The organism is Mesorhizobium sp. WSM2240, assembly GCF_040438645.1.
Lineage (GTDB): Bacteria > Pseudomonadota > Alphaproteobacteria > Rhizobiales > Rhizobiaceae > Allomesorhizobium.
The window spans coordinates 1,015,721-1,042,603 of sequence record NZ_CP159253.1; the positions used below are offsets into that span (position 1 = coordinate 1,015,721).

At 58.9% G+C, this 26,883-nt stretch carries 16 protein-coding genes and 8 pseudogenes; 10 read left to right on the forward strand and 14 right to left on the reverse strand.

Features of this window, described 5'->3' with window-relative positions:
* Positions 1–6: 6 nt before the first annotated feature.
* Positions 7–621 carry a transposase gene (locus tag ABVK50_RS04850; RefSeq protein WP_353647011.1) on the reverse strand — a complete coding sequence of 205 codons (615 nt, stop codon included), beginning with the start codon at positions 619–621 and terminating at the stop codon, positions 7–9.
* Between the two features lie 385 nt (positions 622–1,006).
* Between ABVK50_RS04850 and ABVK50_RS04855 the strand changes: the two genes are divergently transcribed.
* The gene (locus tag ABVK50_RS04855) at positions 1,007–2,356 is read left to right on the forward strand and encodes an acetyl-CoA carboxylase biotin carboxylase subunit family protein (RefSeq protein ID WP_353642607.1); all 1,350 of its coding nucleotides are present in this window, start codon (positions 1,007–1,009) and stop codon (positions 2,354–2,356) included.
* A gap of 88 nt (positions 2,357–2,444) precedes the next feature.
* Here ABVK50_RS04855 and ABVK50_RS04860 read toward each other — a convergent pair.
* Positions 2,445–2,672 (reverse strand): annotated as a pseudogene (locus tag ABVK50_RS04860) (integrase core domain-containing protein); the annotation flags it as partial.
* 149 nt (positions 2,673–2,821) lie between these two features.
* On the opposite strand from ABVK50_RS04860, the gene ABVK50_RS04865 reads away from it, so the two are divergent.
* The 6 genes and pseudogenes from ABVK50_RS04865 (at position 2,822) to ABVK50_RS04890 (ending at position 9,918) form a co-directional block, all read left to right on the forward strand.
* Positions 2,822–3,577 (forward strand): methyltransferase domain-containing protein, encoded by a 756-nt coding sequence (locus tag ABVK50_RS04865; protein WP_353642606.1) that lies wholly within the window; start codon positions 2,822–2,824, stop codon positions 3,575–3,577.
* A gap of 1,333 nt (positions 3,578–4,910) precedes the next feature.
* A pseudogene (locus ABVK50_RS04870) lies at positions 4,911–5,853 on the forward strand (IS481 family transposase).
* Positions 5,854–6,394: 541 nt separating this feature from the next.
* Positions 6,395–7,648, forward strand: a complete 1,254-nt coding sequence (locus ABVK50_RS04875; protein WP_353646019.1) for a methylaspartate ammonia-lyase — start codon at positions 6,395–6,397, stop codon at positions 7,646–7,648.
* Between the two features lie 15 nt (positions 7,649–7,663).
* Positions 7,664–7,995, forward strand: a pseudogene (locus ABVK50_RS04880) (nitrilase-related carbon-nitrogen hydrolase); the annotation flags it as partial.
* A 20-nt stretch (positions 7,996–8,015) separates the two neighbouring features.
* Positions 8,016–8,102 (forward strand): annotated as a pseudogene (locus tag ABVK50_RS04885) (conjugal transfer protein TraH); the annotation flags it as partial.
* A gap of 658 nt (positions 8,103–8,760) precedes the next feature.
* The gene (locus ABVK50_RS04890; protein ID WP_353642605.1) at positions 8,761–9,918 is read left to right on the forward strand and encodes a Xaa-Pro peptidase family protein; all 1,158 of its coding nucleotides are present in this window, start codon (positions 8,761–8,763) and stop codon (positions 9,916–9,918) included.
* Positions 9,919–10,487: 569 nt separating this feature from the next.
* Here ABVK50_RS04890 and ABVK50_RS04895 read toward each other — a convergent pair.
* Together ABVK50_RS04895 and ABVK50_RS04900 are read right to left on the reverse strand one after the other, a co-directional pair.
* Complete coding sequence (locus ABVK50_RS04895; protein ID WP_353642604.1) at positions 10,488–11,978, reverse strand: amidase; 1,491 nt, start codon at positions 11,976–11,978, stop codon at positions 10,488–10,490.
* A 393-nt stretch (positions 11,979–12,371) separates the two neighbouring features.
* Positions 12,372–13,211 carry a transporter substrate-binding domain-containing protein gene (locus ABVK50_RS04900; protein WP_353642603.1) on the reverse strand — a complete coding sequence of 280 codons (840 nt, stop codon included), beginning with the start codon at positions 13,209–13,211 and terminating at the stop codon, positions 12,372–12,374.
* A 525-nt stretch (positions 13,212–13,736) separates the two neighbouring features.
* On the opposite strand from ABVK50_RS04900, the gene ABVK50_RS04905 reads away from it, so the two are divergent.
* Positions 13,737–14,273, forward strand: coding sequence for a transposase (locus ABVK50_RS04905; RefSeq protein WP_353642602.1), 537 nt, complete (start codon positions 13,737–13,739; stop codon positions 14,271–14,273).
* A 306-nt stretch (positions 14,274–14,579) separates the two neighbouring features.
* Here ABVK50_RS04905 and ABVK50_RS04910 read toward each other — a convergent pair whose 3' ends face one another.
* The 4 genes and pseudogenes from ABVK50_RS04910 to ABVK50_RS04925 form a co-directional block, all read right to left on the reverse strand.
* On the reverse strand, positions 14,580–15,377 hold the full coding sequence (locus ABVK50_RS04910) for an amino acid ABC transporter ATP-binding protein (RefSeq protein WP_353646017.1): 798 nt from the start codon (positions 15,375–15,377) through the stop codon (positions 14,580–14,582).
* 62 nt (positions 15,378–15,439) lie between these two features.
* A pseudogene (locus ABVK50_RS04915) lies at positions 15,440–16,413 on the reverse strand (amino acid ABC transporter permease).
* A gap of 60 nt (positions 16,414–16,473) precedes the next feature.
* Positions 16,474–17,313, reverse strand: a complete 840-nt coding sequence (locus ABVK50_RS04920) for a transporter substrate-binding domain-containing protein (RefSeq protein WP_353642600.1) — start codon at positions 17,311–17,313, stop codon at positions 16,474–16,476.
* A gap of 852 nt (positions 17,314–18,165) precedes the next feature.
* Positions 18,166–18,417 carry a hypothetical protein gene (locus ABVK50_RS04925; protein ID WP_353642599.1) on the reverse strand — a complete coding sequence of 84 codons (252 nt, stop codon included), beginning with the start codon at positions 18,415–18,417 and terminating at the stop codon, positions 18,166–18,168.
* A 384-nt stretch (positions 18,418–18,801) separates the two neighbouring features.
* On the opposite strand from ABVK50_RS04925, the pseudogene ABVK50_RS04930 reads away from it, so the two are divergent.
* A pseudogene (locus ABVK50_RS04930) lies at positions 18,802–19,860 on the forward strand (IS256 family transposase); the annotation flags it as partial.
* Positions 19,861–20,420: 560 nt separating this feature from the next.
* Here the strand turns inward: ABVK50_RS04930 and ABVK50_RS04935 are convergent.
* Positions 20,421–21,641, reverse strand: coding sequence for an IS110 family transposase (locus ABVK50_RS04935; protein ID WP_353646018.1), 1,221 nt, complete (start codon positions 21,639–21,641; stop codon positions 20,421–20,423).
* 266 nt (positions 21,642–21,907) lie between these two features.
* Here ABVK50_RS04935 and ABVK50_RS04940 point away from each other — a divergent pair.
* Positions 21,908–22,135, forward strand: a pseudogene (locus ABVK50_RS04940) (IS256 family transposase); the annotation flags it as partial.
* On the opposite strand, the gene ABVK50_RS04945 reads toward ABVK50_RS04940, so the two are convergent.
* From ABVK50_RS04945 to ABVK50_RS04965, 5 genes and pseudogenes are all read right to left on the reverse strand, one after another.
* Positions 22,054–22,224, reverse strand: a complete 171-nt coding sequence (locus ABVK50_RS04945) for a hypothetical protein (protein ID WP_353642598.1) — start codon at positions 22,222–22,224, stop codon at positions 22,054–22,056. The pseudogene ABVK50_RS04940 and the gene ABVK50_RS04945 sit on opposite strands and share 82 nt — an antisense overlap.
* Before the next feature lie 199 nt (positions 22,225–22,423).
* The gene (locus ABVK50_RS04950; protein WP_353642597.1) at positions 22,424–23,041 is read right to left on the reverse strand and encodes an aspartate/glutamate racemase family protein; all 618 of its coding nucleotides are present in this window, start codon (positions 23,039–23,041) and stop codon (positions 22,424–22,426) included.
* 924 nt (positions 23,042–23,965) lie between these two features.
* A pseudogene (locus ABVK50_RS04955) lies at positions 23,966–24,340 on the reverse strand (transposase); the annotation flags it as partial.
* A gap of 32 nt (positions 24,341–24,372) precedes the next feature.
* Complete coding sequence (locus ABVK50_RS04960; RefSeq protein ID WP_353642596.1) at positions 24,373–26,442, reverse strand: recombinase family protein; 2,070 nt, start codon at positions 26,440–26,442, stop codon at positions 24,373–24,375.
* Positions 26,439–26,831, reverse strand: coding sequence for a hypothetical protein (locus tag ABVK50_RS04965; protein WP_353642595.1), 393 nt, complete (start codon positions 26,829–26,831; stop codon positions 26,439–26,441). The genes ABVK50_RS04960 and ABVK50_RS04965 overlap by 4 nt, the downstream gene beginning before the upstream one ends.
* Positions 26,832–26,883 lie beyond the last annotated feature (52 nt).

Consider the following 26,883-nt stretch of genomic DNA (forward strand, 5'->3'; position numbering starts at 1 on the left):
GCAGGCTTAAGCGGAAGCTGCGAATGCCCGAGCAAGAATCGCCTTGATGCGGTTGATGAGCCGCGTCTGCTCACCGACCAAGGTTTGCCGCTCGCGATTCGGCCGCCGCGCGTCCTCCTCTTCGAGCGTCGGGATTGCCGCCATACTGCAATGGCGCTTCTCGCCGCGCAGCCAGCCCAGAAAGGCGCGCATCAAAAGCTCGGTGTCGAGACGATCGGTCTTGGCGCGCCGGTGCTCACGCGACACCGCAACGCTGGCGGGGTGGATGGCATACGCCTCGATGTCGCGCGCCCACAGCCAACGTGCCAGCCAAAAGCCGTCGCCGGCCGCCTCATGGGCGATGGCGATCCGCTTGATCGCATGCCCGGCCTGGCCGGCTTCGTCGCGCCAGCGCTGCAGCAGCTTCAACAGTGATGGTGCGCCGGCATCGATCTTCTTGAGGGGCTGGCGCTCGAGGCCGGGTACGAGCGCGGCAATCAGCCATTTCGCCTTGCTCATTTCGATGACGGCGATGACCGTGTTATCCTGTTCAAGAGCGGAAAGGGACCGGCTCGCGTCAAAAGACTGCGACATCGGGTGCCTCCTTCTGATGGTGGATCCAACAGCGCCGAAGGATGCCACACCCTCGCCGCTCGCCCCATAGCATCTACGCCAGTGGGCACGATCCCCGTAGAGGCGCGTGATCGCTCTGGCTAGCGCGCAAGCGCTTTTTCGCGCCCCGGATTCGCTGGCCTATGAAACCGTCTGTCAGATTAAGTTTAAAGCTTTACAAGTCACCCTAGCGTCCCTTGAACATTGCATAATCAGAAATTCGGCGAGGCGCTCCGTGCCGCACCGCGGGTAACCAAAACGTTGCAATAGATCCTTCAAAAAAACTTTACAGAATATTTGCGACCGCAGATCGCGGGCAATGATAGGTTCATCGCAAGTTCTGAGGTCAGGCATTGATAAAAAGCCGACGCCTGCTCACGCTCAGATCGCCGCAGAGTACGCAACGGAGGGCCGAATGGCAAGAAGAGCGCTCATCTTAGTTGAAGGCCATATGAGCAATGGCCCGCTTTACGTCAAAGCGGCTCGGCGTCTTGGTCTCCATCCCATTACCCTGTCGGCCAATCCAGATCGATACGACTATCTTACGCCCGAAAGTCTTGAGGCAATCCGGGTCGATACAGATAATCTCGATGCGCTGATCCGCGAATGTTCCCGGCTCCGTGCGACATATGACATTGCTGGCATTACTGGCTTTACCGACCTCGACGAATTGGCCTATGCGACAGTTGGTAAGCTGTGCCGGCATTTCGATCTACCAGGACCGCATCCTGCATCGATTGAACGATGCTGCGACAAATTCACTCAACGTAAACTTCTGGCGGAAGCCGGCGTTCCAGTACCTGCTTATTGTCTGGCAGCAAATGCGAGGGAGGTTGAAAGCTCTGCCGCGGAGATCGGGCTGCCGGTGATCCTTAAGCCAGCCGCAGGCAGCGGCAGCACCGGTGTCCGATTGTGCCGCAACGTCGATGAGTTGGCCGAACATACGACGTACTTGTTGGGCGAGAAGCACCTATGGCAGTGCTCGCCACGAATAATGGTCGAAGAATTCGCACAAGGCCCATTCTATAGTGCTGACATAATGGGAAATGAAGTCGTTGGGATCGAGGCCGCTGACTTCGATGGCCCACCGTATTTCGTCTTTCGTGAATGCATCTTTCCGGCCCCGCTGACTGACGAAGAGCAGGAGCGTATCGCCGATATATCGCTAAGCTGTTTGCAAGCTCTCGGCCTTGATTGGGGGCCGACGAATATTGAATTCCGGTGGACGAAGCGCGGCCCAGTCGTCATTGAGGTGAATCCGCGTCTTCCGGGTGGGGCCAATCCTAAACTGGCTCGGCTGGCTTACGGTGTCGATCTCATCAAGGAGCACATCAAGCTTGTAATCGGGGAGGAGTGGGACTTGCGCCGAACGCAATCGCACGTTGCGGCCGCGCGGTTCCTAAATCCTGATCGCGACGGCCTCCTTGATTGGATCAATGGCGACACTCGAGCGGCTGCCATACCAGGCGTCACTGAGGTCAAAATTTATGTTGAACCCAAGACGCCTATCGTCAGAAAAGGCGATCACCGAGATACAATCGGACATGTCATCGCCGCTTCAAACAGCCAAGCTCAGACGGAGACGATACTTCAGCATGCTGTCGACTTAATTACTTGGTCAATCACACCATTTTCGACCTCTGACGAACAGGGACAATCAGCGGTCCTTGCACACGCACCAGCACAGCCGGCACCGGGGGAGGTGCACGAGAGCAGGCGAAGGACGCCGATCGGTGCTTGGCGGTCCGTGAGGAATTCCGATTAGGCTGATTTTGGCTGTTTTGGATAAGGAAGCTACCGACACTGCCCACCCTGGAGTGGCCCCCATTTCGCCGGACATGCGGCGGTTGGGTTTAGGCACTGAGGCGCAAGAACTCGCGAGGTGAGCGGAACTTGAGGCCGGAGTGCGGGTGGACCTCACAATAATCGTCGATCCATTTGGGCAGCAAGGCCATGATGGTGTCGGCGTCTTTGAGGATGACGGTCGAGGCATAGTCCCTTTTGAGGGTTTTGACGAAGGCTTCGGACGTGCCGTTGCTCTGTGGGCTTGGAACGGGGGTGTAGAGTTGGTCGATGCCGAGGGCCGCGGCCACCTGAGCAGTCTGGCGGGCGAGTAAGGCAATGTTTCAGAAATTTGGCATCTTACAACAAAAACTTCACAACTGTTTTCTTTTCAGATTGCCAGAGATATGCAAATATCCATCCAAACTGTTGCAAAGTAGAGAAAAACATGGACAATATTAGCAGAGCAGTTTCCCTATCGGAAATCAAGGATTACTTCAGCGACGACTATCTATACTTCGGAAGTGTAATAAATCCTCCGGCAATTTGTGACCGGCAAGCTAACGCAATTTGGGAACTCCTTTCTCTTAAACAAGGTAGATCGGTTCTTGAACTCGGATGCGGTTACGGGCGGATTGCTAACCGATTAGCTGAAAAAGGAGCGCGGGTCACCGGGCTTGACATCTCGCCCATCTTGCTAAAGAAGGCCGAAGCGGATGCAGCAGAGCGCGGGGTAAATGTTCAGTACGTTCTGGGCGACATGCGCTCACTTCCATGGAAAGATCAATTTGACGCAGTTTTTTTGTGGAACACGACGTTTGGCTATTTCGATGATGCGGACAATGAAACAGTTCTTCGAGAATCTGCCTCTTCACTTAGAACAGGCGGGCGTCTTCTAATCGATCACTCTAATCGCTTCGATTTCTTGCGCCACAAGTCGCCTATCTACATTGTGCGGCGCAATGACGATCTAAGAATCGATATAATGAGCAACGATGTGCTAAGTGATCGTCGGAACCTTGAGAGGATTATCGTCCGTGATGGATCCGTTAGACGGACGCACCTTTCTTTCAGACAATATGGGTTTTCTGATTATGTTCGCATGTTGCGAAGCGCGGGGTTCGAAACTGTTGACGCTTATGGGCAGGAAGGTGGAACGTTTACATCCGATAGCCCGCAGCTTGTGGTTGTTGCACGCAAATAATACCATGCTTTGTCCTGTGGATCTTTCCACCCGCCATTTGTTTGAAGCGGAATTATAAGGTATTGCTATGAGAGTATATTGTCGCAAGTTTTCGGCTGCCAGACCATGGAGGCGAAGCCGAAGTGATTGCCTCGTACAATTGTCATTTAGGTAGGAGAAAGACTGGTGCCAGCATTTGATGGGCGTGGCATTGACACGCTGCTTGTTTTAAGTGAATTAAACACGAGCTGGCTTACGTTATGAAGTGTATTTTGACTACGTTCCGCAACTCGCTCTTGCGTGCCCAGACGAGAGGATCCGTGGCGCGGATTACGCGAGATGGACAGTCTGTGTTGCCCGGCCAACCGTACCTGGGAATCACGCGCCCGCTCCGCAGTCCAAACTCTGAGATCGGAAAAGGGCCACGGCTCCTAATCGCCGCTAGATGAAAGTTGCGTAGTTGGTCACTAGGCTCACGACTTCGGTAACGGGGCCGGTGCAGTCAAGTCCAAAAGAGACGCAGCGAACGGTTCGGCAACACACTGTGTCGGCCGATTGAGGGCTGTTCATTCCGAGCGCGTGATCGCGATGAGAGCGCTGGATCGAAATCCCTTCTTCTGAGGCCACCCCAGGGTTTATGCTTCGGTCCGTGGTCAGCGCGATGTCTGCCATCATGATGCTGGTCCAGTGCGGTAACCCGATTTGCCCATCTCATAAGCGTGCGCGACCGGAGGCCGGCGACAGTCCTGACCACGGCATCATCGGGGACCGCGTCCCGGTAGTGTAGGGACCTCGAAGGGCTGCGGTCATGCAGCCATCAGGCGGCGATGTCCGCGAAGCGCTGATCATGTTGTGGGAGGCTTCGGAGCGGCTGTGTTCCAAACGTCTTAAGCCGTTGATCCCTGTTTGTTGCCTGCGCTTGAGCGACATGGCCGGTTAGCACTCGATCAGGCGCTCCGCGGCAGGTGCAGGCGAATTTGCGTCTTGAAGCGGCGGACCTTGTTCGTCTTCGCCGACGTTCCAAAACGCGCCATTGTGCCGGTCTCCAAATCCGCGACATGCTTGCGCAAAGTCGTGGTGGGCGCCAGGCCGATAATGAAGTCGACGCCGTTGGCGCGGCACCAGTCGATGACCTGCGGACTGCAATAATGTGTAAAAGTTTAAACTTAATCTGACAGACGGTGTCACAGGCTGAAGCTTAAGCCGAGGCGGGCGCTGAGTGGTCAGGGTTCGCAGCGCCCGGCCTCGGCGTTCGAAAGGATACCGACATGACCAGGATCAGAAGATCATTCGCGCCAAGGTGGGGCTGCTGAAGCTGGCCAAGCAACTCGGCAATGTCAGTCAGGCCTGCAAGATGATGGGCTATTCGCGCGACAGCTTCTACCGGTTCAAGGAGCTTTATGAGACCGGTGGTGAGCTGGCGCTGCAGGAGATGACGCGCAGAAGCCGCTGCTGGCCAACCGCACGCCTCCGGAGATCGAGGCGATCATCCTCGAGCTGACGATGGAATATCCGGCCTACGGGCAGATGCGGATTGCCAACGGGCTGCGCAAGCTTGGCCATTCGGTCTCGCCATCGGGCGTGCGCGGGGCAGCGGCATGCTCTGGAGACGATGAAGAAGCGGCTGAAGGCGCTCGAGGCGAAGGTCGCCCAGGACGGGATCATCCTCACCGAGAGCCAGCTCGCCGCGCTGGAGAAGGCCAAGCTGGACAAGGAGGCGCATGGCGAGTTTGAGAGCGAATACCCCGGCTGTTGCAGCGGCCAGGACACCTTTTACGTCGGCAACATGAAAGGGGTGGGGCCGCATCTACCAGCAGACCTTTATCGACACCTATTCGAGGATCGCCTTTGCCAAGCTCTAAGACCGCAAGACGCCGATCACCGCCGCCGATCTCTTGAACGATCGCGTGGTGCCGTTCTTCGACGCCCATGAGGTGAAGCTCATTCGCGTACTGACCGACCGCGGCACCGAATATTGCGGCAATCCGGAGCGGCATGAATACGAGCTCTATCTGGCGGTCGAGGATATCGACCATTCCCGCACCAAGACCAAGAACCCGCAAACGAATGGCATCGTGGAGCGGTTCCAGAAGACGGTGCTGGACGAGTTCTATCGCGTCGCCTTCCGCAAGAAGATTTACGGCTCGATCGAGGAGTAGCAAGCCGATCTGGATGAAGGGGTCAGAAGCTACTATGAGGCGCGGCCACATCAAGGGCGCTGGTGCTTCGGCAAGACACCGATGCAGACCTTCCTTGACGCGGTGCCGATGGCGAGGGAGAAAGTGATCGCTGCCTGATCCCTGTCGGACAGGCACACCAGACCATTCTCAGACGCCAACCGTCCGATCAAGCACAAACTTCTACGCGAGATTGTTCCGCCTCATTCTTCTGATCCCATCAAGCCGACGGCCGAGCGCCGATCCCGCAGAAAAGCATGACCCCGCGAAAGACATCACGCGCCGGCGAAGCGGGAAGCTGGACAAGCGCTTCAACCTGACGAATAGAAAAGCAACCCCCGTTTGGTTACAGCAGCAAAGACTAGGACGGGCCGCCGCTCAGACCGTCGAACGTCTAGATCGCAGCCACCGCGCCTTAGGGAGTATGCCCAGCTCGTCCCCGAGCACACCCGGCCAAAGCTCCCAGTCACCGGGCCGCCGGCGCCCGAACAGCGGTCCAGCCTACGGTTCCGTAAGGGCAGCCGGCGGCCATCTGAAAATGCGATGGCACCGTCCGGGACATTATATTGGCGACCTCAATGCCAAACGGCGCATACTCCTGGTCAGAATTCGAACCGCGACCTTCTTCAAGATAGTCCAGCAGAAATCGAGCGAAGTGAAAGTGCAGATCAAGGACATTCTTCTCGCGCCTGGTAGTGGAGCATTTTTCTATGACGACCAGGCTGCGATCAGGGCTGGTGCAGCCCAGGATGGTCTCATCCATCTCGGCGAGCCAATAACGCCCGGGTTCACGTCAATTCGCGTTCCGGCAACTTCACTCAGCATCGGGCTCGTCCTTGCGGACGACACCGTTGTTTGGGGCGACATGATGGGCGTTCAGTACTCTGGTGCCGGCGACCGCGATCCTCTCTTTGAAACTGCTCAAATTTGGGATTTGACGTCGCAGGTTATGGTGCCCCGGCTTCTCGATGTCGATGCCTCTCGTTACCTTCATGCGTGTGCGAAGGTTTTCGAGCCCTTTGAACACAAGCGATTGCCTCTCGCGATCGAGTATGGGGTCAGCCAAGCGCTGCTTCGAGTCGCGGCCTACCTCCAGCGCACCACCATGGCAGAGGTTATATGCGCTGAATTTGGCTTACTGCTGCCAACGCGCAGGGTGCCGATTTACTGTCAGAGTGGTGACGCTCGCGAAATTAACGTCGATAAGATGGTTCTGAAGGGCGTGGATGTGCTTCCCCACGGTCTGATCAACTCACGGCAGAAATTCGGCGTTAACGGCCAGACGTTCGTGGAGTTTGTCAAGTGGGTTGCGACGCGCACGCGTGAAATCGGCCGCCCCGGCTATCACCCGGTGCTGCATTTCGATGTGTATGGTTGGATAGGGCTGGAATTCGGCCTAGAGCCGCAGCGGATCGCCGACTTTATCTGCGGGGTTGCCGATACCGTTCCGGGCTTTACGCTCAATATCGAGTGCCCGGCGGATTTTGGCTCGACGCAAGCCCAAATTGATAACTACGCCCGGATTGTATCGATTTTGGATGACCGGGGTTCCAGCGCTCGCATTGTCGTAGACGAGAGGTGCAATACGCTCGAGGACATCCAGCTCTTTGCCGAAGCAAAAGCCGCGCATCTCGTCCAAATCAAAACCCCCGATGTCGGCTCAATTGCCGACACAGCGCGTGCCGTTCTCCTGTGCAAGGCAAACAAAGTCGGAGCGTATGTCGGAGGAAGCTGTACCGAGACAGATCTCTCCGCACAGGCTTCGGTCCATGTATCAGTGGCAACCCAGGCCGATATGATGCTTGCAAAGCCCGGAATGGGTGTTGACGAGGCATTCTCGATTGTTGGGAATGAACAAAACCGATTGCTGGCGATGCTGAATCGTCGTCGGGCTCAGAACGAAAACGTTGGATGAAGAGCACGGTGTCGCATGCAGAACTCTCTTGAAGGGGTCACCGTCGTTGCGGTGGAACAGGCCGTGGCGGCGCCTTACGCATCGTCGCGACTCGCGGACGCTGGCGCCCAGGCGCATCTCTTCGCCAATCCCGTGGTCGAGCTCGCCGGCCGGCAGATCGCGCCGCTGATCTGCTACGAGCAGCTCATCGTCTGGCCGGTCCTGCAGTCGATGCTGTACAGGCCAGACGCGATTATGGCCACGGGCAATGGCTGGTCGACCATCGGAACCTCGATCGTCTCCATCCAGAACGCCAGGCGATCGCCTGGGCGCAGCTGTGCGGGCTGCCGCACGTCACCGCCTTCAACAAATGGACAGGGAGCTGCCCATGGTCGACGCCGCCCTCATTCCGCACTGTGACGATCCCGATCTGAAGCCGGCAACCGTCGAGAAATTCATTGAGCAGGCGGGGTCACCCGATCCGCTAGCCGTCACGGTAAGACCCGGCAATCGGTTCGTGCTCGTTCCTCGGCGAGCACGCCAGACCAAGCATGACCCTTCTCCACCGGCATGTCGGCAACGCTGTGGTGCGCGTCGGCGTCGCCCGACATCCGGCAAGCCTTGGCGTCGCCCACGTGTTCTGAACCCCGACCTAGTCGATGCCCTGCGCCAACATCCGTATGGGTGCAAACCGGAGCGACGGCCGCCCATCTCGGTTCTAGATGATGCGGGTACACAACCTATATTTGACGAGAGCATCCTTGCTAAAGATGCTCTACAGAGGTTCACAAATCGGCAAAGTGCCAACCGGGCACATCAAGCAAGCGGAATAATAAATGCGCAACATTGAAGCCCTCCGGATTTGCAGATTTCGGCAACCGAGTGGAGCCGCATTCTCCACCCGAATCCCTAGTGAAGGCGGGCACAGACGCCTTGCCGATGGAGAGCCCTCGAACAAGCGCTAGTCCTCGCAGGTTCCAAGCAACATGCGCCCAGAGGACCATACTGCTGAGCGCGGCAAACATCTGTTGCGTGTTTTTTGCTGATCAGCGCACGAAGTTACGCTACGAGGAAAGCAAAACCGGATTGATTGCTTGAAGCAGTCGTCAAGTATCAAAACAGGAGAGTGGGATATGACAGCATTTAGTCAGGATGAATATCGCGAACGGACAGCGCGACTGCGTAAGAAAATGGCCGAGCGAGGCATTGATACGCTGCTTGTGTTAAGTGAAGCAAACATGAACTGGCTCACTGGTTACGAAGGGTTTTCCGACTACGTTCCGCAACTCGCTCTTGTGTGCCAAGACGAGGAAGATCCATGGCTCATATTGCGTGAGATGGACGTTCTGTGTTGCCCGGTCAGTTCTTACCTACCGGAATCACGCATCCTTAGCTATCCAGAGAGATACATCACTTCCGGTCAGCACACGGCATGGGAGCCCATTGGTGAGCTTGTTCGCGAGCGCAGCAAGTCGAGCCGTATTGGGGTCGAACTCTCAGGCAAAGTGCTTGGCGTGAAGGGCCATGCTGTCTTGAGCAAGAGTTTAGGCGTCTCTGAGTTCATCGATGCCGATGGGGTGGTTGCCGCGCTGAAGGCGATAAAATCACCTTCAGAGCTGGCCTACATGGAGCAGGCGGGAAAGATCGTGGATAGGGCTATGCAGGTCGGCAGGCTCGCAATCTCTGTTGGCGCCCGAGAATGCGACGTAGGCGCCGCCGTAAACCATGCTTTGTACACGGGCACTCCGGAATTTCCGGGCTGGACCTCCCGCAGTCCTATCTCCATGAATGTAGGCTCCCCTGCGAACGCGGTACATCTTACCTGGACTGATGGGCGTTACAAAATGGGATGCCAGACTAATTTCGAGCTCGGCGCGTTCCGTCACCGATATGCCTGCGCACTGGCGCGGACGGTATTTTTGGGAGAGCCAAACGCCAGATCGCGGCACGTGCACCAAGCGTGCGTTGACGGTTTCCTCGCAGCCTTTGAAGCCATACGGCCCGGAGTGAGGTGCAGCGATGTTGAGCGAGCTTTTCGACTCGAATTTGGACCCCGAGGTGTGAGAAAGGAATCCAGAATCGGATACGCGATAGGCATTGATTGGGTGGAAGGCGGTGCGAACTTCCAGGAGGGAGATGAGACCGTGCTTCAGGCCAACATGACCTTCCACCTCCTCATTGGCATCTTTGAAAAGACCGATGGTTACATCTTCAGTGAGACCGTTCGCGTGACAGATAATGGCGCGAAGTCGCTCAGCAATATGTCACGCGACCTGCTGGTAAATTACTGACCGTTTTTTTAAGATTGCGACGCCGGCGTGGCACCAATGCGCTGCGCCGGCATGCAGCACCACCAGGCTGCGCTAGTGTCGTGACTCCAGCATTTGTTTTTTGCACTGGACGGCCATTTTGAGGAGTTCGCCCGCAGGCTTGGGGTGGTCGTTCAGGTTTTCCAAGATGGCGCTCTCAAGTGGCTTCCGTGGCAGGTCACACCACGCAACGACGTCGCACGTCTAGATGGCAACACTTGTTTCACCGCTACGGCCTGCGCCACATGGCCCGTTTCCTTACTCCGGCGACCGGCGCGGCGAACAAACGGCGAGCGCGGTGAAAACTGAGCCCACGTGAAGATCGGCATATGACGTCAGGGTCGCCGGTGGCGGAGCCTAACTCCGCCAGGCGACTTAACTGCGGCCAGGCGGGCGCGAAGTTGTGCCATCGCACGATCCGCCTCGAGAGTTGCGGCGCGAATCTCCGGAATATAATGCTTCGACGCCGACCACGCGATATAAGTGGTATGCGCGGATTCTCGGGCGTTGCAGTAAGAGATTGCTCAGATTCGAACTTTAGAGGGTGATCGTCAGCTTGCCCCAGCTCTAACTTTTGGTCGACGGTCGCTCCACGGTCTGGCTTCCTCGAGATCTCGTGCCACACGGACTAGCGTGGCCTCGTCACCGAAGCGGCCGACGATCTGAATACCAATCGGCAGCCCATTGGCATCTTGTGCCAAAGGCAAGGACACAGAGGGTTGTCCGGTGACGTTGAATAGACCAGTGTACTGACACATGGTCGTATCCGCTTCCACGAATTCCTCTGCGGAGATGGTCTGGTTGGTCGCAGAATAGATGCCGCCATGCGGCATGGCGACGATTGGAAGTGTGGGGGTCAGGAGTATATCGAAGGGGTGAATTGCCTCGCCCACGCGGAAACGCATTTTCCGGAGGGCCTCTTGTAAGTCCGCTGCTCGGGAAAGAGGCAAATTGCGGCCATATTCATACCGCTTGAGGGTGACGGGCTCCAAAGTGTCCGCGCTGAGAGTGCGCCCCATAGCGCGCGCCGCTTCTTCGAGCCAACTCGCGGTCAACGAAGAGTACGTTCTGCTGTACTCGATGGGCTCATATGGCGGCTCGATGTCAGTTACCGTGTGCCCCATTTCCTGGAGAAGCGTTGCCGTGGCCTCGACAGAGTGCAACACTTCCGCCTCGAGGTTCACCGCGCCCCAACTCGTTCTCGCGACTCCAACTCGCAGACGGCCGGTAGGCTGTGAGAGCTCGTCCACATAAGGACGGATCGGCTGGACGATGACAAATGGATCGCCGGGATGAGGACCAGAAAAAACGTCCAAAGCGGCCGCCATGTCGCGCACAGTTCGACAAAGAACAAATTCGCGGTTGCGACCAAACGATGCGTCCTGATTATTAGGGCCGCCGGAAACACGTCCTCGGGAGGGGTTCAGGCCGACAAGGCCGCACCAGGACGCCGGAATCCGGATTGAGCCTCCGCCATCATTGCCATGGGCAATAGGAGTTATTCCGGCGGCCACAGCCGCTGCTGCGCCCCCTGAGGAGCCTCCTGCGGAGCGTGCCAAATCCCATGGATTACCGGTGATGCCATTGAGAATCGATTCGGTCATCACGGTAGCTGCAAGCTCAGGCGTCGTCGTTCTTCCTATAGTCCGAAGCCCCGCCTCCCGCGCGCGACAAAAAAAATAGCTGTCGATATCGGAGCGGCAGCCTTTGAACAGACGGCTTCCATTTTCCTGGAGGCGGCCAGCTTCGCTGGCGCCGTAATCCTTGCGAAGGAATGGCACGCCATGGAAAAGCCCTGCGTCCACGCCGGCAACGGTCTCCGCATCTTCGTAGAATTCGATGACGGCGTTGATGCGCGGATTGACCTCGTCGTGGGCTTGGCGGGCCAGCCGCGTCAATTCCAAGGGCGTCACTTCGCCCGAGTTCACGAGAGAGGCCAAACCGGTGGCGTCGTAATCTACGTATTCACTTAGACTCATGGAAGCTATTCTCCATTTGATTTTGTTGCTGCTGATTTCCGGTCGCGCGGAAAGCCGCAGCATGAAACGCTCGCCATTCCCATGAAGCTGGCATCTTGGCGCCTAACGGCGGCTTCTCATTAGGTGACTTGAGAAAGGTGGCGATGAGTTCCCGGCATGCTGTCCACAGAATGCTGCCGCGCCAGAAATACTACCCGCTGCAGATCGGGCATCATCTGGGAGAGTCGTTCGGTCGAACGGATATTGCAGCACATGTCCAACTGTCCGTGAATCGTCACGGCTGGCATATCGCCACGTCGTGTTCAGGCTGGTAGGGGGCGCCGATAGGCACATCGCCGCTCTCGGCCCCTGAGCACACAGATTGAGGCAAGGAACCATGGTTTTTGGACGAATACCTGGGTTACAACTGTGCCTCGATAGAGCATGGGGGCAATCCTTAAAAAGAGTTCACGACCTTTACTGTTCGACGGTGTAATCCACCCCGTACCACTTCGTAGACAGCTTGGAGAGCGTGCCGTCATCCCTCATGCTCTTGATGGCGGCTGCTATCTTGTCACTGAACTCCTTGTCGCCATGTAGAACCGGAATTGCAGAGGGCGACGAGAACAGAGGGTCACCGAGCTGTTTGAACGGATAACCGGCCTTGAGCAAATTGGGGAGTTCTTGTTCCGTCATGAGGACCGCATCAAGACGAAGACCATCGCCGAGGCGAAGGTCGTCATACGCAATACTGTTGCTTTGGTAAGTCTTCACTTGGCCAGGCGTGAACTGGAATTGTATAGGCTTAGCGTTGATCCAGTTCGGCGTGAGCGTGTGATTGGCATAGGTCTCGTCCGCGGTGTTCGCCGTAACGCCGACCACCTTGCCGTCGAGATCGGAAAGCTTCGTCGCCTTACTATCCTTGTGAACGAGCGCGATCGTGCGAGTGTAGAAGTAGATGGCCGGAAAGTCGAATTTGTCGGTACGAGCCTTGGTCGGCACCATCTGGCCCAGGGCCATGTCCCAACGGCCCTCCCACTTGCCCGCGGTTATGATGTCCCAGCCCGGCGTTACGAATTTGGCCTCCACGCCGAGGTATTTTGCGATGCCCTTGGCGACTTCCACATCATAACCATCGAGCTCGTGTTTGTCGTTCAAGAATGACATCGGCGCCCAATCGGTCCCGGCCGCCACTGTCAGCGTCTTTGTGGCAAGCACGCGATCCAGTACGGCCCCGGCATCGGCCGTGGTCGCCGAAGCCACGCACGCAACCGCGAGCGAGGCTGCAGCTGCTAACATTTTCATAAGCTTGTTCATGCGATGTTCCCTTCTATTTGTCTTACAGATTTCATGCCCCGGCCGGTTCCCATGCTTGAGGCAATATGCGCGATGCATTCAATCCTAGTTCAACCTGCCAGTAGGTTGACAAGAACATTATCAATATCACGCCCATCTTGACCCTAGATGGCTACCAGCGCCGCGCTTCGCCGCGCGATTAGGAAAAGCTGACCAGCCGGCGTGGGTTTTGGCTCCTCGGAGCACAGATACATCAGATCGTCCGATACCAGTGATCCGGGCAAGTGTGGCGGTGATTGCGTGTTTCAGATGATATGGGGCGAGCAGCGAGGGTGTGGCATCCTTCGGCGCTTCAAGCATCCAGCAGAAGGAGCGTCCCCATGTCGCAATCTGTTGACGCGAGCCGGTCCCTTACCGCTCTTGAACAGGATAACACGATCGTCGCCGTCATCGAAATGAGGAAGGGCGAAGTGGCTGGTCGCCGCGCTGGTTCCGGGCTTCAAGCGCCAGCCGCTCAAGAAGCTCGATGCCGATGCGCCAGCTCTGTTGAAACTACTGCAGCGCTGGCGCGACGAAGCCGGACAGGCCGGGCACCCCATCAAGCGTATCGCCGTCGCCTATGAGGCGGCTGGCGACGGCTTCTGGTTGGCGCGCTGGCTGCGGGTTCAAGCCATCGAGGCCTACACCATCCACCCCGCCAGTGTTGCGGTGTCGCGCGAGCACCGCCGCGCCAAGACCGATCGCCTCGACACCGAGCTGTTGATGCGTGCCTTTCTTGGCTGGCTGCGCGGCGAGAAGCGCCATTGCAGTATGGCGGCAATCCCGACGCTCGAAGAGGAGGACGCGCGGCGGCCGAATCGCGAGCGGCAAACCTTGGTCGGTGAGCAGACGCGGCTCGTCAACCGCATCAAGGCGATCCTCGCCCGCTTCGGCATCCGCCACTTGCGGCTGAGCCTACGCCAGGCTGCGGACAGGCTCGAGGCAATCCGCACGGCTGAGGGGACGGCGCTGCCGCATAACACCCGCGCCGAGCTCCACCGTTTCCACCCGAGGACCAACGTCGTCAAACTGTCCGGGACTTAGCGAAGCAACTGTCCGCGACTTAGCGGAATCGTTGTCCGGTTTTTGCGAAATGCGCAGGTGATCGCGGATAGGTCGGTCGTCGATACGCCGGAGACCTGCTTCGGGCAGGCATGGTTGGCCTCTACAGAATTTAACCCGCAGAGGGTAAAGGGCTGTGGTCTCTGCGTGCTATTTGTTCCGGAAATCGTCTGCGGGATCTTCTACGTGCGGCCGAGATAGTGGTTGACGACATTGTGGGTCACGCGTCGACGATGACGCTGCGTGTCGCGAGCGACCGCAACGACCGTCTCGTTAGGATGTCGCGCCTCAGTGCTTCAAGATCTGGCTGAGGAATAGCTTTGTTCTGTCGTGCTGCGGATTGGTGAAGAAGTCGTGCGGCTTGCCCTCTTCAACGATCCGGCCTTCATCCATAAAGATCACCCGGTCCGCGACAGAGCGTGCGAAACCCATCTCGTGGGTTACGCACACCATGGTCATGCCGTCGCGCGCGAGACTGGTCATCGTCTCGAGGACTTCGGCGACCATCTCCGGATCGAGCGACGATGTCGGCTCATCGAAGAGCATGACGGCTGGCTCCATGCAGAGCGACCGGGCAATGGCGACGCGCTGCTGCTGGCCTCCTGAGAGCTGACCGGGGAATTTGTTCGCCTGCTCGGGTATGCGTACGCGCTCGAGGAATTTGAGCGCAATCTTCCTTGCCTCCGCCTCGGGCACGCCCTTGATCCACATCGGGGCTGCCATGCAGTTCATCAGCACCGTCATATGCGGGAAGAGATTGAAGTGCTGGAACACCATGCCGACGTTCTTGCGCACTTCAGCCACGTCGCGCATCTTGCTGTGCAACCTGATCCCATTGACGGTGATCTCGCCCTCCTGGTGCGCCTCAAGCCGGTTGAAGCAGCGGACCAGCGTCGACTTTCCCGATCCGGAGGGGCCGCAGATGACGACGCGTTCGCCTTTGCGGACGGTGAGATTGATATCAGTCAATGCTCTGAAGGCACCGTACCACTTCGAGACGTTTTTGGCTTCGATGATTGCTTCGCTCACTGCCACTTGCCTCTGGCTCGATGACTTCCGACCCGAACTTTGCTCAGGATACGGCATATGGGCAAGCGCCTCGGAGTACCGGTTTGGACCGCCCTTCACTTGCCTTATACTCTCGACGGTCATCGCACCTTGCTCCTGGCGTAGTAGCGCTCGATCCTGGACTGAATCAGCTCGAGGCAGATGGAGAGAATCCAATAGATGATCGCCGCCGCTACAGCATCTCCATATGGTTGAAGGTGGCCTGGCCCAGGGTGCGAGCAAGGAACGTCAGTTCCCACACGCCCAGCACCGAGACGAGCGAGCTGTCCTTCAGCATCCCAATGAACATGTTTCCCGTAGGAGGGATGATTACCGGAAGCGCCTGCGGCAGAATGATCCTGCGCATGGTGAGGCCGAAGCCGAACCCCATGGACCGGGACGCCTCCCATTGACCGCGGTCGATGCTCGCAATGCCGGACCGGAAGATTTCCGTCATGTACGCACCAACACAAAGCGAGAGTGCCAACACGCCTGATGGGACGGCATCCATCACGATGCCCAGCTGCGGCAGGCCGAGATAGATCAGATAAATCTGCATCAGAAGCGGCAGGCCGCGGAAAAACGACGTGTAAAAGCTGGCGATGGCGTAGGCGAAGCCGTTGCTTGACAGTTTTGCAATAGCGGCAAAAATTGCGATAGTAGACGCACAAACGAGTGAGATCGCCGAAACGTAAAGCGTCGTCACCACACCCTGCGTAATCAGGAATGGCAGATTCTTCCAAATAAAAGGCATGCTTAAGTCAAATGTCTCGAAGAACGCGAGAAACAGGATCAATAACTCAAACCACACGACGCCGATTTGCACCTTTAGTGGGGCAAAACCTATCAGGATGAGATTGAGGCAGAAAATAACCGCAATCACAAACGCGATCGCGAAGCGCCCGTAAAAGCCGCTTTCCAGCGGCTCGCCAATGACTGGCCGCATGAGATCGCCCATGGTCGTGCCCGTCAAGTTGAACGCCAAAAATACCGCAAGAACGACTGCGAAGATCGAGGCGATGAACCATGGTTTATGGACAAGAATCTCGGATTCGACCGTATCCTGATAGAGCATGAGCAGTCCTCTAAAGAAAGAAGCGACCCAGGCTAGCCTTGGTCGCTAGCTTCACGATCTCTATTTGTCGGTGGTGTAGTCCACACCGTACCACTTCATTGACAGCTTTGAGAGCGTGCCGTCCTCTTTCATGCTCTGGACAGCGGCCGCAACACTGTCGCTGAATTCCTTGTCGCCATGAAGCAGTGGGATGACGCCCGGCGCGGAATATAGCGGGTCGCCAAGAAGCTTTATTGGATAACTGCCACTAATTGCATCTTCCGCATAAGTTTGGTCAGTGATAACTGCATCAAGCCGGACTCCATCGCCCAGCCGGAGGTCATCGAACGCTACATTGGTGCTTGCGTAGGTCTTAACTGCGCCCGGTTTGAATTGATATTTTACGGGCTGTGCGCCTATCCAGTCGGGGCTGAAAGTTTGGTTTGCGTATGATTCTGCCGCGGAGCCTGCGGTAACGCCTATCGTTTTGCCGTCTAGATCGGCAAGTTTGGTCGCCTTGCTGTCCTTGTGCACAACAGCGACCGCCGGCTGGTAGAAGTAAATAGCAGGGAAGTCGAATTTCTCGGCACGAGCCGCGGTTGGCGTCATCTGACCCATGGCCATGTCCCAGCGGCCCTGCCAATTGCCGGAAGTGATGATGTCCCAACTCGGCGTTACGAACTTGATCTGCACGCCCAGATGTTCGGCGACACCCTTCGCAACGTCGATGTCGTAACCGTCGAGCTGGTGATTGTCGTTCAGGAACGACATTTTCCCCCAGTCCGTCCCGACTGCCACCGTTAGCGTCTTTGACGCCTCTACCTTGTCGAGCACGCTCCCGGCATTAGCTGCGCCTGTCGTAGCCGCGATCCCGACCGCAAGCGATGCCGCGGCTGCAACCATCGCCAAAATTCTGTTCATGGACATTTCCCCTGTCTTTCGTTGCTTTTTCCTTGGCCGGCACTGGCGCACTCCCTGACCGGCAGCAGTTCAAATTCTACCTTGTCGCTACCGACTTTGCAACAGATGTTCGCGCTTGCCACAGAATGGTTCATATGGATCACTGCCAATGTGGCTCGCATCTCCTATTGAGGCTTGATGAGAACGACCGCGAGAGTGCATCGAGCTGAACCACAAAAATTATCCCGCCTCTGCTGGGAGCTGAGGCCAACTTCTCGCCCATGCTGACGATAGCCCATCCCTATCAGCCTGAACGGCCCACCGCGAAGGCATAAGTGACGCCTGCGGCGTTGGCCGTTCCAGGCCGGTCGTTCATCACGTGGACCCACAACCGGCAGCGATTCCGGTGGCCCCGGCCGGGTCAAGCACCGGCAGTGGGGTTTCATCACAGAAGACCCGTGCCTGCTCGTGGGTGATCTGAAGTGCCGCTCGTAGAGCGGGCGCAGCCGTCACGCGAGATGCTTCAGCCACAGGCCCAGCGTTGTGCGGTCAAGATGGATGCCTTGCGCGGCCAACATCTGCATGTGCGGTGATATTGCCCCGATCTCGCCGCCATGCCCCAGGGCGCGGTTCCATGGTGGCTCCAGTTCCGCTGTAACCAGCCGGTCGGCGGCGTAACGGACAGAGAACCTGGTCGCGGCGATCGGCTGCCTGGCGCCTTGGCCTAGGCGGCGGCAGCGATCGCGCCCGACTAGAAGACACGCAGCAGTTTTTCCTCAATAGCATCATCGACACGCAGTCCGCCAAAGGCGATGCAGCGCGGCTCGACCATTGTCGAGGGATCGCTTCAGCCCTTTCCCAACTGACGTATCTTCATAGCTGCCCCGGATCAATGCGAGCCATTCCTCGCGCGTCCTGCGTCGGTTCCTGTTCGATCAGCGGCCGGGCCAAATCCGAGCGCAGCACGAAACTTACCATAGGCATTGGCGCCGCCGAATGCTGGCGTAGAAGATCGCGTTCGTACTCGTTGAGACTGCCCTTCAGTCCCAGCAGCGATCGGTTATTGCCCCATTGCGGCGCATAGACCGTCTCTTGGTCTATCAATACGTATCGACGAAGCGACACTTCACGGGCCCCTACTGCCGACTTTGCCGGGGACCGATCTCTGCAAATATCTGGTCGAAGCGGGCTCGGGCGACGCGCCGGGCGGCAGACCAACGAAATCGCCACCGGTGGTTGGTATTCGACACCAGCCGAGCCCTGTCAGCCGGTCACGCATCGTGTGTTGAAGCGTGCTGCCCTCCCGATTGTGCAGAACTTGATGGGCCGACGACTGGGGTACATAAAGAATTGCCTTACGCTCCAAACGGTTCCGGCTGATCCTCTCATGCATCGTGACCCGTGGCCTCCCAGAGCTATGGCGGAAACTGGGTGATGACGGTTTGAGGAAGGCGGCGTATCGAGGCGGGTGACAAAGCCTGCCAGAACCTCACGAAGGAGCGATACGCCATGAAGACAGATACCACCGTTGTTTCCTTTCCGCATCCCGACACACTCGATGATCCCCTGACATCGGTTCTGCGCGAGGGCGCCCGGCGACTTCTGGCGCAGGCCGTCGAGGCGGAAGCCGAGGCATTCCTGGCCGCCTTGGCCGACGAGCGCCTGGCCGATGGGCGGGCCCGCTTGGTACGCCACGGGCATGGCCCTGAGAGAACGATCCAGACGGGGATCGGCCCGGTTGCGGTGAGCCGTGTCAAGCTGCGCGACCGGGCCGCGGAGGCCTCCGGCGACGACCGCATCACCTTCACTTCGGCGATCTTGCCGAAATGGGCGCGGCGGACGAAGAGCCTCGACGCGCTGCTGCCGGTCCTTTACCTGCGTGGCATCTCGACCGGCGATTTCCAGGAGGCGCTTGCCGCGCTTCTCGGCAAGGACGCACCGAACCTGTCGCCGTCGGTGATCGGACGGCTGAAGGAGGAGTGGCAGGCCGACTATGATCGCTGGCAGCGCCGCGACCTCTCGGCCCGCCATTATGTCTACATCTGGGCCGACGGGGTCTATCTTCAGGCGCGCATGGAGGATGATGCCGCCTGCATGCTGGTTGTCATCGGCGCGACGCCGGAAGGCAGGAAGGAACTGGTCGGCTTTCAGGTCGGCGTGCGAGAAAGCGCGCAGAGTTGGCGCGAGTTGCTCGTTGATCTGAAGGCCCGCGGGCTTTCGGTCGTACCGCAGATCGCCGTCGGCGACGGCGCGATCGGCTTCTGGAAGGCGCTTGAGGAGATTTTTCCGTCGACCCGGCATCAACGGTGTTGGCAGCACAAGGTCCTCAACGTGCTCAACAAGGTGCCGAAATCGGTGCAGCCGAACATGAAGGCCGATCTCAGGGAGATCCGCGACGCGCCCGATCGGGCGACCTCCGAGGTTGCGATGGCCATTTTCGTCGACAAATACGAGGCCAAATATCCCAAGGCCGTCGACTGCCTGACGAAGGACCGCGAGGCGCTGCTGACCTTCTTCGACTTCCCGGCCGAGCACTGGGACCATCTGCGCACCTCGGATGAGATCGACAAGCGCTATGTTGTGACGAGCCCTAAAACCTCCCCGAGTATGTTCTTTGGTTCGACCGCGTCGCTGGTGTTCTTCCGTCACGACCGCCCCATTCACAGCCGCCGCGCGCAGGGGGCAGTCAAGGCTGGCCGCGTTTTTACGCGGCCACCGCAAGGCTTGGGCCTTGACCGACCCGAGCACGGCGGCCCGATCGGATCGGGTTGCAAGGCGCAACTGGAAATACCCAACGCAGTCCGCTACGGATGAGATCGACAAGCGCTATGTTGTGACGAGCCCTAAAACCTCCCCGAGTATGTTCTTTGGTTCGACCGCGTCGCTGGTGTTCTTCCGTCACGACCGCCCCATTCACAGCCGCCGCGCGCAGGGGGCAGTCAAGGCTGGCCGCGTTTTTACGCGGCCACCGCAAGGCTTGGGCCTTGACCGACCCGAGCACGGCGGCCCGATCGGATCGGGTTGCAAGGCGCAACTGGAAATACCCGACGCAGTCCGCTATTGTCGTCGTGCGCGGGCGACCTCGTGGCGAAGCGTGGTGCATCGGCTGAAAGCGCCGCCGGGCCGCCTTATTCGAGCCTTGCCGGACTGAGGCGCCCGCGCGCCTTTTCCTTTGGCAGGCGCGGGCGCCAAGCCTCAACGAAGTGTTCGTATCCTTTCTGGGCCTGCTCGGCGACGCGCATCTCCTGGTTCCGCAGATCCTTGACATTGTAGGCATAGGTCGGTCCGCGGCTGTTGCCCTTCTTCTGCGGCTTGCCGGCCTGCAACTCCATGCTGCGCATCTTGTGTGCAACGAGACTGGGTCTCGCCCAGAGGTAGTCCGCCTCTTTCGTCAACATATGCCAGACGAGCACCGTCAGCTTGTGCGCCACGGCGACGGCGGCAACCTGATGGCCGCGCCGGGCCCGGATGCGGACAAAGAACGCATGGAGCGGCCCCGGGGTCTTGGCGGCCGCCCAGGCGGCTTCCACCAGCATCGCGCGGGCATGGCTGCGTCCGACCTTGCTGATCCGTCCGTGATGGGCAGCGCCGAGCCCCGACTGGCGCACTCGTGGGTTCAGGCCGAAATAGCTCACCAGCTTTTGCGGGCTGGAAAAACGGCCGATGTCGCCGATCGCCGCCATCAACCCGGCCGCCACCGCCAGATTGACGCCAGTGATTGTGAGCAGCCGTTTGATCGCCGCATCGTCGAGCGCGCGCTCGGCAATCTCCCGGTCAAGCACGCGGAGATCGTCACCCAGCCGATCCAGTTCCCGGATATGGCGCTCGATTGCGGCGCGCTCGTCATCCGGCACCGGCTGTCCGATGAGCCAGGCACGACCGAGCCGCCCGAACAGGTCCGCATGGGGACACCGTGGAATCAGATGAGCGTAGAGGATCGAATGTACCTCGTTCTTGATCCGGGTCCGATGCCGCACGACCTGGTAGCGCCGCGCGACCAGTCTGCGCATCCGCTCGGTGGCGGCATCCGGTGTCCAGATCTCCGGCAGGTAGCCGGCTGCGTACAAGCTGGCCAGCGTGCCGGCGTCGATCTTGTCGGTCTTCACATGGGCGTGCGCGATCGCCTTCACCTGCAGCGGGTTGGCGATCACCACCCGCTTCACGCATGGCGACAGCACCCGAGAGACCGCCATGCAGTTGCCAGTGGCTTCGATGACCACCTCGTCGTCGGCCAGAAGGGTTTTGCCGAAGCCTTCCAGCGCGGTTCGCGTCATGTCGACCCGGCCCACATGCCGCAGTCGACCATCTTCCCAGATCACCACCTCCCCAAAGGTGCGGTGCGTGTCGATTCCGATTACACGTCGCATTCCCTTGTCTCCTCTCGATCAGTTAGTGGGGAGCCGCGGGCGACACGACAACTACGGATTCGCGCTCTCAGCGCAACCGGGCGAGTCGCAGAGGCGGCCATCTACTAACACGAGCTCGCAGCTCAACGTACTGGATCGGCCTGCCCGCACCTTCGTGCTCCCGGTGCCTCTGTCCCGGATGGTCGCACCATACGCCGCGATCGCGAAAACCGCAGCCGGAGATCGGCACCGAGAATCTTATACCGGTTACGAATCCGATCGAAAGCGTCTTCGCCACCGTCCGGCACCGCACGGTGCGCACCAAGGGAAGCCTGTCGCACAGGACGGCCCGGCTTATGGTCTTCAAGCTCGTCATGAGCGCTGCCAAAACCTGGCGTCGGCTGAAGGGCGAAAATCAGTTGCCAAGGGTCATCGCCGGCGTCAAATTCACCGACGGTGTCGCTGACTCGCTGACGCCGGACCACCGCGCCGCCTGATCGGCCTCGTCACCCAATTCCGACCATAGCTCGGCCTCCCATCGCACGGCGCGATCGCCGTCGACGTGGTCGGGGATCAGGCGCAGCAAAGCCTGCTCAGCCGCCGGCGCGTCTCTTCCGGCAGCGCCTAGCGCGGCGGCGGCCGGGCGGACTTCCCAGCAGGCTGATTGGAGAACAGATCGAACGATGTGTTGCGCTAAGCAAAGAACTTGCTATGGAATACGAGTTCCGGCATCATCTTACCGCGGGGAACGGGCCTCAGCCACGGTCCCCCGCACTTAAGGGCCTTTAGATTAGGCCCGTGAAGGGCTTGCGCACCAACCCTCGTACGAAGAACTCGACCATCGAGGTGAAGTCGAAGACAGGAATTTGGGTCGCCTGCTGAATCGCATGGGCGTAAGGCGGCAGATCGCCGCATTCCAGCAACAGCATCCCAATGTCGGGGCGCTCCTTTTGTAGAGCTACCGCAGTATTGACTAGGTCAGCCTGGCAGCCGCCGACGTCCAGGTCGCCCTCGGGTCTAACATAAGAGGGCGCGAATACGGGAGTGTCCTCCAGCCCGACGACGACAACCCTACGGCCAATATCGGCTCGCAACCCGCTCGCTTCCAACATGTCCTGAGTTAGCGCAGGCTTGTTTGCCACAATGATGCCGAGGGCCTGGTTCGATGGAAGCATCATTTCGAGAAAAGGAGCGAGGAGAAGGGGCGATAGGAACACCGGCACGTCTACCGCGTCACGCACCGCTTGCTGGTACCGAATCGAGTACCCGCAGTTACAGGCGATCAACTGAGCGCCCTCACGAACGAGCTCACGAGCAGTCTGCACCACAGCCGCTGTCATCTTGTCGCCGTCACTCGCAAAGATCGACGCATTGTTGAGACCGGGCACTGTCTTGTAGCGCACGGGGACGCTCCAAGTTGTCGCATTGCCAGTGTCTCCGGGTAAATAAGGGCGGACGCCGGGGGTAGGCCAGCGTTCAGTTAGCATGATTCCAAGGGGCGCGCCGTGGAACGCCAAGCCCTGCTTCACCCAGGCGGGCCACCGCTTACCTTTGGTAGGATAAGAATCGAGCATTGGGATATCACCTTTTTAGCAGCCCATACCTTCTGATGGGCGGTTATTATCGCGGCCTCTATCGCTAGCTTGTCGCGACCGACTTTGCAACAGATGTTTGCGCTATCCATGAAATGTCGCATATGGATCATCCAATGCAGGCGGCTCAGTCTTCCGTCGGGCTTGACGAACGGTGACCGAGAGAGTGCATCCAGATGAAATCACAAAAACTGTCTCGCCTCGCTGGGAGGTCACAAGCGCCGTGGCGGCAACGAGGCCGGGCCCGCGGGCCCCGATGGCTCTGCCGCAGGAACTGAATCAGCGCTAGAGGACGGATGAGAACGCTTCGGCATCGACAACCATGAACGCTATGTCGGAAGCTGTTGAACGAGCTCGGCTTCTCGCACATGAGCGCCAGGCCGCGCCATCCATGGGCAGGACGCTCGTGTCATGGACGTGTTCAAAAACTCGCGCATGTTGAGTGCCCTTCTCTGATTGGGGTCGTCGATGTCAAGCTGCTCCTGTTCTTTTTCCGGATCGTATCGTCCGCGGGTCACGCGCTTCTCTTCGCGGTCGGCGCTTGGGGCCGCCGCATGATGGGATCAGGAGAGCGAGACGTCTCTATCTGTTTCACGACCTTGCGAACCTTGGTTCGGCAGGTTCGGGACACCCAACGAGATCGCCTCGCCCATCGCCCCCACGGAACGATCCGGGCATCGCCCTTTCGGACGAAAGCTTTGTTCGTGTTCTTTGCCTCCTTTGATTTGTCTCGGGTCACGCCGCCAATGCGGCAGGCTCCTTTCCAAAGCGTAACTCGGTCGCGTCGGCCCACATGCGATGGAGGATGACGGCAAGCTTGCGGGCGACTGCTACCCGGGCCCGCGCCATGCCGCGGCGTTTGGCGATGTTCATGCCCCAGGCGCGCAAGCTCGACCATTTCTTCGAGCGCACGAGCAGCGAATGCGCCGCCTCGTAGAGGGCGGTGCGGGCGAGTTCGTCGCCGCAGCGGCTGACCTTGCCTTGGATGTCGGTCTCACCGGACTGGTGGCGCGCCGGCGCCAGCCCCAGATGCGCTCCCACCGCCTGCGAGGAGCCGAACCGCTCCGGTCGGTCGATTGTGGCGCGGAAGGTGAGCGCCGTGATCGGCCCTGGTCCCACGTCATAATGCCCATCTCGCTACGCTATTGAAAGACAAGGGTCTTCTGATCCGAATCTGATGATGGCGGCCCCTTGGAGCACGACTTGATCCGCTCGATCAGATGCGAATCTTCGATATTTCCTCGTTTGAGAACCCAAGGTGCGCCCATGCAATATTGCTGGGCAGGGATGATGCCGGCGCGAATCTGGCGAAGGACCGTCGCAGGGCTCAGATTGAGCATGCTGGCGGCTTCAGTCAACGTGACTTCGCCGCGCTCGGCCCATTCGCCATCCCTGTAGACCGCGATGTCGTGCGTATTGCGGAAGCCCCGCACACGCGACTGTGTCCATCCATTCGATCGACCTGTCCGCTTTCCCATCCGGTTGAGCATGCCGGCAATGGCCTTGTCAGGCATCATTCGTGCGCAGGCGCGGATCAACTCCACCGTCTCAGGCTCGACGCACCACCGCGTCTGACCTCGCCGGTTCTTTCTCACCGTCAGGCTGGTGTGATCGCCACCCTGCCAATGCAACAACAAATGAACCTCGTCACCCTCGACCTGTGCCACGATCTCGCGCAACACGACCCGGACGATACGCTTGCGCGTGACGGAAGTGGCCGCCGGATGATGCCAGGCAGCCTCCAAATCGGCCCCCATTTGCAATAGACGCTGGCGCTCCTCGACGCCCAAAGCTGCCGGCCGCTGTCGCAGCAGGGCCTCCAATTCTTCCTCGAGAGCGCGTACGCTCGCGAGGGCGCCATTCCACCGTCGCTCAAGTTCGCCAGCTACCAGACGATTGTCGGGGTCGACCGTGTCATACTGTCGGTGCGCCCTGGTTGCGTCATATCGCGCCTGTTCGAGCGCCAACTCGATCTGGCGCTGTTTTTCGCCAGACTGGTGCTCGCACTGCGTGATCGCTTGGATGGCCGCTTCAACGCCGAGCGGCTGCAGCAACCGCACGATCTCGACACCCACCGCTTCGTCGACGCGCAGTGCGCCGAACGAGATACAGGGATCACCGCCAGGGTTGCTTCGGGTGGCGTCACACTTATAGCGGCCGACATCGCCCTTGGTGCCGTTGTAGCTGACGAGCAGGCGGCGGCCGCAATGGCCGCAACGCAGCAGGCCCGCGAGCAAAGCCTCCCCCTTGCGCACCGGCCCGCGCACCATCATGCCCTTGCCGTTGGCATTGTCAGCGATCAGCCGTTGGTTCCTTTCAAACTCCGCCCAGGACAAATAGCCTTCGTGATGGTCAACGAGCAAGACAGCCCAATCTGAACGATCTTTGCGACGGCCGCGCACGATTCGCTTGCGGCCGTTTTCGATTATCGTCCGACTTCCGGTTCGGCCAAAGGCGTAAGCGCCGGCATAAACAGGATTGGTGAGAAGATTGCTCACCGTCGCATAGACCGGAAGCTTCCACAGCACCTCTCGTTGTCCGGAGTTCCTGGAGTTGAGGTACGGCAGCGCGATCTGGTCGCTTCGAAGCGACAAGAACACCTGGCGGATGCTTTGCATTTCGGCAAAGCGGGTGAAGACCAACCCGATCGCCTCTCGCACACGCAGGTCTGGATCCATTTCGATCTTGTCGCGGCCCATTTTCATATAGCCGACAGCTACCGTGAAGAAGAGCTCGCCCCGTCGTGCCTTCTGCTTCAAGGCTTCCATCGAACGGGCCCGCAGGAGCGACAGTTCGAGTTCGCTCATCGTCCCTTTCATGCCCAGCAACAACCGATCGTTTGGATGGCGTGGTTCATAGATTCCATCCTCATCGACAATCACCGTGCCAACCAGTCCGCAAAATTCGATCAGCGTGTGCCAGTCGCGTCCATTGCGCGCCAGACGCGACACTTCGATCGCAAAAACGGCACCGACGCGGCCTTCGCAGATCGCTGCCAACAGCTTCTCGAAGCCCGGACGACTGACGCCCGACCCCGAGCGGCCAAGGTCGTCGTCGATGACTGTCACATCCGTCCAGCCAAGAGCATGGGCACGGTCGGCAAGTCCATATTGACGCCGCCGGCTCTCATGATTGTTGGCAAGCTGATCGACGGTGGATTGCCGAATGTAGATGAAGGCGCCGCGCGCCAGGTGGTCAGACGTGATCTTCATCGCCGGCCTCCGTCACTGCGGGGACGCTGAGTGTTTCCGACAGCAGCGCGCTCACCAGTGGCAATAGCTTCGTCCGCTCGGACGCTGCTACCAGTACCGGTGGGGTCTTGGGCACGAAGAGATCGAATTGGCGGTGACAGGGTTGCCGTTGCTTCATGCATGTCTCCTCCTTCGTGACGGGAATCGTCACGCAGCAAGGTTAGACAGGCATCGAGCTCAAGACGAAGTTCGTGCAGATAGGCCAGCGGCAGACGAGGATGCTCCGTCATCATCATCGCCTCCGCTTGATCTTCCGTCATCCAGATCGGCAGATGCGCCAGGGTGCCGTCTGGCTGGCGGATGGTCAGACTGACCTCGTCACCACGACGATTGCGCCCGGCAACAGTCACCGTTTCCCCGTAACGGGGATGGAATCGGTAACGGATAATCGTCTCGCCCGAC